Origin of the sequence: Flammeovirga aprica JL-4 (genome assembly GCF_012844305.1) — a bacterium.
GTDB lineage: Bacteria > Bacteroidota > Bacteroidia > Cytophagales > Flammeovirgaceae > Flammeovirga > Flammeovirga aprica.
Genome location: NZ_JABANE010000349.1, coordinates 1 through 724, shown reverse-complemented (window position 1 = coordinate 724; position 724 = coordinate 1). Strand labels below are relative to the sequence as shown.

Sequence of the window (724 nt, the reverse complement as noted above, 5' to 3'; positions counted from 1 at the left end):
ACTCGGCGAGGATATGGCGGCGGATCTCGGTCAATACCTGCGGCTGGTTGGTGCCAATGTAAAACACCTGCTGGCGCTTTTCCGCCGGGAAAGTATCGAGACGCACGGCGAAAACCGCCAGCTTGCCGGCGCAGCCGGAGGATTCGAACAGGCGGTCCGGGTCGGCGTTATAGCGCGCCGGGGTGTCGGCATCGACATCGCGCACGCGGGTGACATAGTCGTGATCGTGGGCGTGGCGGCCGTCGTGCAGGACATCGCTATCGCTAATCCGTTCGTCATCGAGGCGGCTGAGGATCTGCTCCGGCGTGCTGCCGAGATCGATGCCCAGATGATTGACCAGCTTCAGCTTGCCGTCGGCGTCAATCTGCGCGAACAGCGACATCTCAGTGTAGGCCGGCCCGCGCTGCACCAGCGAGCCGCCGGAGTTGTTGCAGATCCCGCCGATGACCGATGCGCCGATGCATGACGAACCGATCACCGAGTGCGGTTCGCGTCCCAACGGTTTGAGCGCTTTTTCCAGCGAATAGAGGGTGGTGCCGGGCCAGGCCAGCACCTGCTCGCCTTTGTCCAGCAGATGCAGTTTGTCCAGGCGCAGGGTGCTGATAATCACGATCTCGCGATCGTAATCATTGCCGTTGGGGGTCGAACCTTCGGTCAGGCCGGTGTTGGCCGCCTGCATCAGAATAATTTTATCGGCGTCTACGCAGGCGTTGAGCACGCGCCA

1 protein-coding gene is annotated in these 724 nt (G+C 62.2%); it reads right to left on the bottom strand.

What is annotated here, in order from left to right; genetic code table 11:
• Positions 1 to 724, bottom strand: a 724-nt coding sequence (dld, locus tag HHU12_RS34305; protein WP_169661201.1) for a D-lactate dehydrogenase, incomplete at both ends; no start/stop codon positions are given.